The organism is Streptomyces sp. NPDC058274 (assembly GCF_042881375.1).
GTDB lineage: Bacteria > Actinomycetota > Actinomycetes > Streptomycetales > Streptomycetaceae > Streptomyces.
Window position 1 is genome coordinate 1 of the sequence record NZ_JBHVXW010000039.1, and the last position, 7,905, is coordinate 7,905.

Below are 7,905 nucleotides of genomic sequence, written 5' to 3' on the forward strand. Positions count from 1 at the left end.
GGGCGCCCCCCCGGCGGGGGGTGGTGGGGGGTTGGGTTTTTGGCCCCTCCCGGGCCGCGGGGCCCGGGGCCACACCCCCCCCCCCCCCCCGCTGGTCTACCCCTGCGACCGGCCCGGTGAGCCCAGCTCGCGGGCCAGGACGGCATGAACCGTCCGACTCATCGCTACCGAACGAAAACGGGGAAGGGAATCCCACATGTTGCATACCCCCAGGAGATCCACACCCTCCTGGTGACCTTCTACGGCGAGCACGGCCCCGACGACATCGCCCGCGCCTACGGGGTCTCCGGGCACCTGAAGGAAAAGGTTGCCGCGAGCGAGGGCTTCGACGTGCTGCTGTGCGCGCAGAACACCCGCAGTCGGTCGACATCGGCCCGGTCAGCACGGCTCAGTCCGCCCGTGTCGGCTACGCCACCGTCACCACGCACTGGGGTGAGGACGCCGCAACCTTCGAAGCGTACGTCGACCTGGCCGCCACCCGGCCGATCCAACTGTTCGACACCGACTGCGAAGCATCCGGCTGACCCGAGGCGTCTCGTTCGGATCACGCTGGGCTCGAAGAGCCGACCCGCGTGACGCGTTCGCAGGCCAGGCAATCTGAGACGAGCCACGGCATGGCCCTCACGGGCCGCACCAAGGCGAACAACGCTGCACCGAAGCCTTCGATGAAATCGTTCCATCCGAAGGTCTCCGGAACACTCAACTACGCGAAGTCCTCGTAGGAGCTCTCGCACAGTAGGAGGCCACGAGCCACGCCCCAGGGGGTGCCGGGGGCAACATTTCGGCGCCCCCCAGGCTTTCGGATTGAGTATGTCTACGGATACCAAGCCACCCTGCAACGAGGGACGATCGTGGCCATGGGTTACCTCACACGAGCAGCGAAAGCGGCCGTCGCAGCCGCTACCGCAACATTGATCGGATGGCGTCTCTTCGAATCCCTCTACGCGTGGGTAGACCACGCTGCCGACGCGGAGGTCGCCTCCGGACAGTCGGAGTGGTTCGCAGGGACCACCCAATATCTGGTTGCCAACGCGGCAGGCTGCTTATTCGTACCGTTAGCAGCGTGGGGACTCCTGAGAGTCATACGGGTGCGAGGCAATCACCTTGCCGTCACCGCCTATGCCTATGGCTGGGTAGTCTTCACCGCTCCCCATCTCGTCGGTTCCCACCCCTCCTTGCTCACGATCGCCGCATGGGTGGCCGTGCAGACTGCTGTGACAGCCGGTGCATCTGTGGTGCAGGCGGCCTTGGTGTCCACAAATACCCAGGCAATGCGGTGAGCTGGAGACCGAGGGCGTGATGGCGCTGGCCACTCTGGGGCGGCACCGGGAGTTCGAAGCCCGTTCCCGAGGGAGATCGAGCCCCGGCCGTAGGCGCGGAAGGGTGCGGGGCCCTCCAGCTCGAACCGCAGGTCGATGCCGAACAGGCCGACCCCGAACGCCTTGAGTGAGACGCTCGAGGAGATGCTGATGACCTGTGTAGGGTCCCCGCCCGCTACGCGGCCACCTACTGGATCCGTCCTTGGCCACGCGTTGTCCCGTAAATGATCTCTGGCGTATTCGGGGTGCGGTCGGTTTCGGGGTGCGGTCGGTCGCCCTCGGAAACCTGCCGACTGTTCGGCGAGGCCGAGGTTGTGCAGGCGGGCGATGCCGGGCATGGGGTGGTGCTTGCAGTCGTTGCGGGGCTCGGCACCGGCCGCCCAACCCTCAGCGTGTCCAGCGAAATGCGTGCGTGCTGCCATCCGCCGTGTCGCCGTAGCCTGCGACCTGGCCACGCTCGTTGACCGCTTGTCCGAGGCTGTTCGCCCCGCCGCTGAGCGTGCCCAGATCCTGCATGCCACTCGAAGCGGACCACAAGAACGCGTGGTTGTTGCCATCCGCTGTGTCGCCGTAGCCTGCGATCTGGCCCTGATCGTTGATCGCTCGCCCGAAGCTGGTCGTCCCGCCACTGAGCGTCCCCAGATCCTCCATGCCGCCCGAAGGCGACCACAAGAAGGCGCGCTCCGTGCCGTTACCAGCCGTGGTGGAGTCCCCAGTGACCTGCCCCTGGGAGTTGACCCCGACGGCCTCGCTGAACACCCCACCCAGCGTGCCCAGGTCCCGCATGCCACCGGAGGCGGACCACAAGAACGCGTGCAGGCTGCTGTCCGCCGTGTTGCCGAACCCTGCTACCTGGCCATGGTCGTTGATCGCCTGCCCGGAGCTGGTGGCCCCGCCGAGCGTGCCCAGGTCCTGCATTCCGCCTGAGGCGGACCACAAGAACGCATGGTCGTTGCCGTCGGCTGTATTGGCGTATCCCGCGACCTGACCCTTGTCGTTGATCGCACGCCCGGTACTGGAGGTCCCACCATCGAGCGTGCCCAGGTCCTGCATCGTCCCCGCGGACTGCAACGGCTCTGCGGCCTCTGCGGCCCCTGCGAGCGCAACAGGTGCTGCCAGCAGCCCGACTGCTATGGACACAGCGACTAGACCGCGTCTGCCTCGATTCCGTCTGACCAACATGCCTTACTCCTCCCCCCAGCCGGCCCGTTCGCCGGCACGTCAGGCAATTACCGGGCTGGGCGGGCGTTTCAACCGACTCCCACCCCACCGGGGCGGGCAGCGTACCCATCCATGGTTAATTCCCGGGGTTGGTTGGCTTTCTGAACACCTGGCATTAACGCTCTGAAGTGGCCCCACTTTTCCGGTCCGAACTGGCCCCACCGGTGGGGCGCACGGGAGTGTTCGGGGGTTGTTCCGGCTTGAGTTGGCCCCACCCGCTGGGCCGGACTGAGACGCTCGGTGTGGGCCGCCGTGAGGGGGCGATGCCGGGTGGCGTCCACGAAGGAAGAACTCTTTCTGCTGATCCGGCGGGACTCGTGGCGGGAGGGTCTGTCGGTTCGCGCTGTGGCGCGCAAGTACCGGGTGCACCGTCGGCTGGTGCGAGAGGCGCTGTCGTCGACCGTGCCTGCCCCGCGGCAGACGCCGCGGCGGCATTCACCGCGGCTGGAGCCGTTCAAGAAGACGATCGACCAGTGGCTGCTGGAAGATCTGGACGCGCCGCCGAAGCAGCGGCACACAGTAAAGCGGATCGTGACGCGGCTTCAGCAGGAGCTCGGAGCCGACATCGCCTATACGACGGTATGGGACTACGTGAGTCGGCGTCGTCAGGAGATAGCGGAGGCGGCCGGAGCGGCGCCCGCGGCGGGGTTCGTGATCCGGCACAACCAGCCGGGTATGGATGCCGAGGTTGACTTCGGCGAGGCGTGGGTCGATCTGGCTGGCGAGCGCACCAAGTGCTTCGTGTTCGCGTTGCGGCCGGCCTACTCGGGCAAGGCGGTGCACCGCATCACGGCTTCCTGCGGTCAGGAGGCGTTTTGGAAGGGCACGTTCACGCGTTTCGCACGCTGGGCCGGGTCCCGGGCGGTCAGATCCGCTATGACAATCTTTCCCCGGCTGTGTCGAGGGTGATCCGCAAGAGCCGGTCGCGAGAAGAGCATCCGCGCTGGAGGGACTTTCGGCAGCGGTTCGGCATCACTGCGTTCTACTGCGAGCCGGGACTTCGCGGCGCCCACGAGAAGGGAGGCGTGGAGGGCCAGGTCGGTTACTGGCGCCGCAACTATCTGACGCCGGTACCGCGGGTCGACTTCCTGGATGAGCTCAACGCCCGCTTCGCGGAGTTCGAGCAGGCGGAGGAGGCAAGGCGGATCGGGATGCGGATTCGTACCATCGGCCAAGACTTCGCCCAGGAGGCTCCGCTGCTGCTGCCGCTGCCCGAGGAAGGGTTCGAGACCGGCATCGCGTTCACCCCGCGTGTTGACCGTTACGGCATGGTCGCGGTCCGGGTCTGCCGCTACTCGGTGCCCGTCCGGTTCATCGGCCGCACCGTTCACGTGATGCTGCGATCCAGCGAGGTGGTGGTCTTCCACGGCCGCACCGAGATCGCCCGCCACCCCAGGTTGACCACGAAAGGCGCCGAGCGGCTCGTACTGGATCACTTCCTGGAAGTGCTGCTGGCCAAGCCGGGCGCGCTGGCCGGCTCCGAAGCCTTGGACCAGGCCCGTCGCGAGGGCACTTTCACCGCGGCTCACGAGGCGTTCTGGTCTGCGGCCAAGCAGGGCCTGGGTGAGAGCGAGGGGACCAAGGCCCTGGTTCACGTCCTGCTGCTGCACCGGCACCTGCAGCACCGTGACGTGGTCGCCGGTATCCATGCCGCCCTCGCGATCGGTATCTGCACCGCGGACATGGTCGCGCTGGAGGCCCGCAAGGCCGCCGAGTCCGAGGGCCGCTCGCCGACCGTCACCGCCACCACACCGCTGCCCAAGCCGGTCACACCGCCCGACCTGCAACTGCCCAGCCTGACCGAACGCCGGGCCGCCCGGCTACCCGCCGACCAGCGGCCGCTGCCTGCCCTCGACCGCTGGGACCAACTGCTGCACCATCCTCGAAGGGAAGCGCCATGACCGGCTTGCACCACACGCTGACCGAACGCCTCCGACGCTGCGATCGACACCGCCTGCCGGGTGCTGCGGCTGCCGACCATGCGGGCCCAGTTCCCCGACACCGTCGCCCGCGCCGAACGCGAGCACCTGTCCTACCGCGGTTTCCTGGCCGAACTGCTGATGGCCGAGTGCGAGGACCGCGACCGCCGCCGGTCAGAACGGCGCATCCGCGCGGCCGGCTTCCCCCGCCAGAAGTGGCTGTCCGACTTCGACTACACCGCGAACGCCAACGTCACCCCTGCCCTGATCAACAACCTCGCGACCTGCGAATGGGTCAAGGAAGGGCGAGCCGCTCTGCCTGATCGGCGACTCCGGCACCGGCAAGTCCCACCTGCTGATCGGCCTGGGAGCCGCCGCAGCGATGACCGGCTTCCGGGTTCGCTATGTGCTCGCCGCGAAACTGGTCAACGAGCTGGTCGAGGCAGCCGACGACAAGCAGCTGACCAAGACCATCGTCCGCTACGGACGCGTCGACCTGCTCTGCATCGATGAACTCGGCTACCTCGAACTCGACCGTCGCGGAGCCGAGATGCTGTTCCAGGTTCTGACCGAACGCGAGGAGAAGAACAGCGTGGCCATCGCCTCGAACGAGTCATTCGGAGGCTGGACGAAGACCTTCACCGACCCGCGGCTCTGCGCAGCCATCGTCGACCGCCTCACCTTCAACGGCACGATCATCGAGACCGGCACCGAGTCCTACCGCCTTGCCCTGACCAAAGCCAAACAGCAACGCTCAGATAAATGATCCACGGTCCTGTCAGGCGTCCTCAACTGCCGCTCGGGGACGCTGCCGCAGCCCGCAGAGCCACCGAAGCCGATCCCACAATCGCCTCACCGTGGCCGAAGCAGGCCACCTCCGCATCCAGTCGGCTCAAGGCCCTCAAGGATTCCAGTGCACGAGAGCGGTCCGTGTTGAACACGCCGACCATGGTCTTGCCTCCCATGTTCGCTGCAGCGTCGCCCAGGAAGAGCACCCCGAAGGCAGGGAGATGAAACGCGGTGCTGCCCGGAGTATGACCCGGCGCAGCCACCACACGAGCCCCGCCACCGAAGGGAAGCAAATCTTGATCACCGACCTCATGGTCCACCGGCACCTGCGGTGCCGGTGGCAGCTTTGGCTTGCTCTCGAACAAGGCGCGTTCCCAGTCCGGAGCGTCCGTGAAGACCGGTGGCGGAGCCGGTGACTCCCCGCGGATCACCCCGGCGTCCAAACGGTGCGCGAACACCTCGACCCCTCCCCACGCGGCGATCTCGGCAGCACCGCCGGCATGGTCCTCATGAAAGTGGGTGAGCACGACACGCCGCAGGTCCCCGGGCTTCGAGCCGATGCTCAGAATGGCATCCGCGACTGCCGGACCGGCCCCCGCAACCCCAGAGTCGATCAACGTGAGCCCATCCGCGTCACGCCACAGATACGCCTGCCCGACCTCGAAACGGAGCATATGCAGCTCCGGCAACAGCTCAACGATCTCCATACGAACAACCTAGGCACCGCCGAAGCCACACACTCGCCGCTTCGCCTTCAGCAGATAACAACGGGCCCGGTCACAAGCTCCATCGCCACCAACCGGGGCCAGCGGCCGGAACCCGGGGCCAGCCCAAGCCGGAACTCCACCCCTTCATCCCTCGTCGGTGATCTCGTCGACCGAACGGCGGAAGTGTTGCGATGACGGCGGTCAGTTCTCGGGTTTGATCTTCGAGGACAGGAAAGCCAGCCCTGCCGTCGCCGCGATGAGACCGCCGGCCAATTCTTCGTAGCCCTGGAAGTAGGCGATGAGGATGGCGATGCCGCACGCTGCCGCGACCACGTCGATGACGCGCCCGATGACCCGCCTGAGTTTGCCCGGCGGCGGAGGGTAATGAGGGTTCGGCGGGTTTCCCCAGTAGGGGAAGGGACCCGGCCTGGGGTTCCAGCCCTCGTCCAGGAGCCGGACGAATTCCGGGTGGTGGCGGGCGTAGCCCAGGCGGTGAGGTGCCAGCCGCTGCCACGGCAGCCGGCCATGCCTGATGGCGAGCCAGGTGAGCGCCGGCAGGCAGGCAACGGCCGCCCAGACCGCTGCCACCATCCGTTCTGCCGACGAAGCCGGCAAAATGCCGAGGAGATAGTCCAACTGACCGCAGGCGGCGTAGGCGATCAGCGAGGCCAGGGAGAGCACCGCCGCGATCTGTTCGATCTGATGCCCGACGTGACAGCGCGCACAGCGCGGAACTTGCACGACTTCCCGGCGCCACGTAGTGCGCAGGACAATGATCCATGGCGTCATATGCGTTTCCGCGTCCTGGTGCAGCCCCACGACCCGGTCGTGCCACGACGCCGATGTGGCATTCCCGCAAAACCAGCACTCCCGCACCACGAGTTTCCCCCTACGACCAGTCCCGTTGTCCCGTCCGACGGGCTGGGCATGCCGCCCCATCCGCCCGAGTCGCTGCCATGGGCCGATGCATGATTATGGGCGCATCCTAGAGGTTGCCCGCGGCTCGGCAGAGGGGGAGAGGGCACGCCGCTCTCCCTGCGTAATCACGCCTCTCGATCCAACTAAGACGCTCGCCACCGTACTGGCGGAACCAGGACAGGCCACCGGGCAACGCCCACCGCAATGGCTTTGCAGATGAGTTTCAGGATCTGGCACAGATTTCGGGGAGCGGTCACGGAGGGTTGACGCGATCCGCAACACGAGTCCCAGGGCAGCCCACAAGGCAATCCGCCGAGGCGGCCCAAATCTCCGGGCACTCTCGCCGGCAGTGCTGGCATCGTATGAACCATGGCAGCGACAGAGGACACGTCCGAACCTGATAGCTCTGTACTCAGCGTTCATGTGCCCCTGGAAGAGGCAGCGTGGCTGTATCGAGCGGATCCGACGTGTCCGGAAGACCTGCCGATGACCGCCGCCCAGGCACTCGCCAAGGGAGTGGACACTCCGACCCTGCGCGAGCTCGCTGGTCTGCCACGCCATGCGGACCCACGGGACATCCGCGACACATTCGAGCAGGCTCTCGCGGAATTGGGGATCGTGTTGCCCGATCACCACCAGGCCCAACGGTACGCACTCCACACGCTGGCCACGAGATTCAGCGCCGGGGAGGCAGCTCTCGCCGAGTTGGCATCGGACGAGTGTTTGGCGACGGAGGCCGAGACCGCCGAGGAGCAAGCATTCGTTGCGCTACTCCCGCCCTGCACGTGCTGCATCGAGTACACGCTGGGGCTCGACGAGGCGACGTGGGAAGCGCGGCTGCGGTCCGCGGCGGCGTACTTCAAGAACCTGCAAGCGGTCCGTTTCCGGTGGTCCGGGAGCTACGGGGTCGTGGCGCGAATGCTCCGTAGTCCCGTGGCAGGGCCGCGTCGTTCAGGTGATGTGTCCTGGTTGATCACATGATGCCGAGGGTGATCAGTGGACGGTTGGCGTCGCGGGTGTGGTGCCGGAGTC

The 7,905-nt window shown here is 66.8% G+C and carries 5 protein-coding genes and 2 pseudogenes; 4 read left to right on the forward strand and 3 right to left on the reverse strand.

Translation table 11 applies throughout. The features are described from left to right. Positions 1 to 338 precede the first annotated feature (338 nt). Entirely contained in the window at positions 339 to 524 is a 186-nt protein-coding gene (locus tag ACFVYF_RS37720) for a hypothetical protein (RefSeq protein ID WP_389462573.1), read from the forward strand. Between the two features lie 1,182 nt (positions 525 to 1,706). On the opposite strand, the gene ACFVYF_RS37725 is transcribed toward ACFVYF_RS37720, so the two are convergent. Next, on the reverse strand, positions 1,707 to 2,372 hold the full coding sequence (locus ACFVYF_RS37725; protein WP_389462574.1) for a hypothetical protein: 666 nt from the start codon (positions 2,370 to 2,372) through the stop codon (positions 1,707 to 1,709). Positions 2,373 to 2,810: 438 nt separating this feature from the next. Here ACFVYF_RS37725 and istA point away from each other — a divergent pair. Both istA and istB read left to right on the forward strand, forming a co-directional pair. Continuing rightward, positions 2,811 to 4,441 (forward strand): annotated as a pseudogene (istA, locus tag ACFVYF_RS37730) (IS21 family transposase). A 42-nt stretch (positions 4,442 to 4,483) separates the two neighbouring features. Further along, positions 4,484 to 5,225, forward strand: a pseudogene (istB, locus tag ACFVYF_RS37735) (IS21-like element helper ATPase IstB). A gap of 22 nt (positions 5,226 to 5,247) precedes the next feature. On the opposite strand, the gene ACFVYF_RS37740 reads toward istB, so the two are convergent. Both ACFVYF_RS37740 and ACFVYF_RS37745 read right to left on the reverse strand, forming a co-directional pair. Next, positions 5,248 to 5,955, reverse strand: a complete 708-nt coding sequence (locus ACFVYF_RS37740) for an MBL fold metallo-hydrolase (protein ID WP_389462575.1) — start codon at positions 5,953 to 5,955, stop codon at positions 5,248 to 5,250. Between the two features lie 201 nt (positions 5,956 to 6,156). Next, positions 6,157 to 6,774 (reverse strand): hypothetical protein, encoded by a 618-nt coding sequence (locus ACFVYF_RS37745; protein ID WP_389462576.1) that lies wholly within the window; start codon positions 6,772 to 6,774, stop codon positions 6,157 to 6,159. 468 nt (positions 6,775 to 7,242) lie between these two features. Between ACFVYF_RS37745 and ACFVYF_RS37750 the strand changes: the two genes are divergently transcribed. Next, complete coding sequence (locus ACFVYF_RS37750) at positions 7,243 to 7,854, forward strand: hypothetical protein (RefSeq protein ID WP_389462577.1); 612 nt, start codon at positions 7,243 to 7,245, stop codon at positions 7,852 to 7,854. The last annotated feature ends 51 nt before the right edge of the window (positions 7,855 to 7,905 follow it).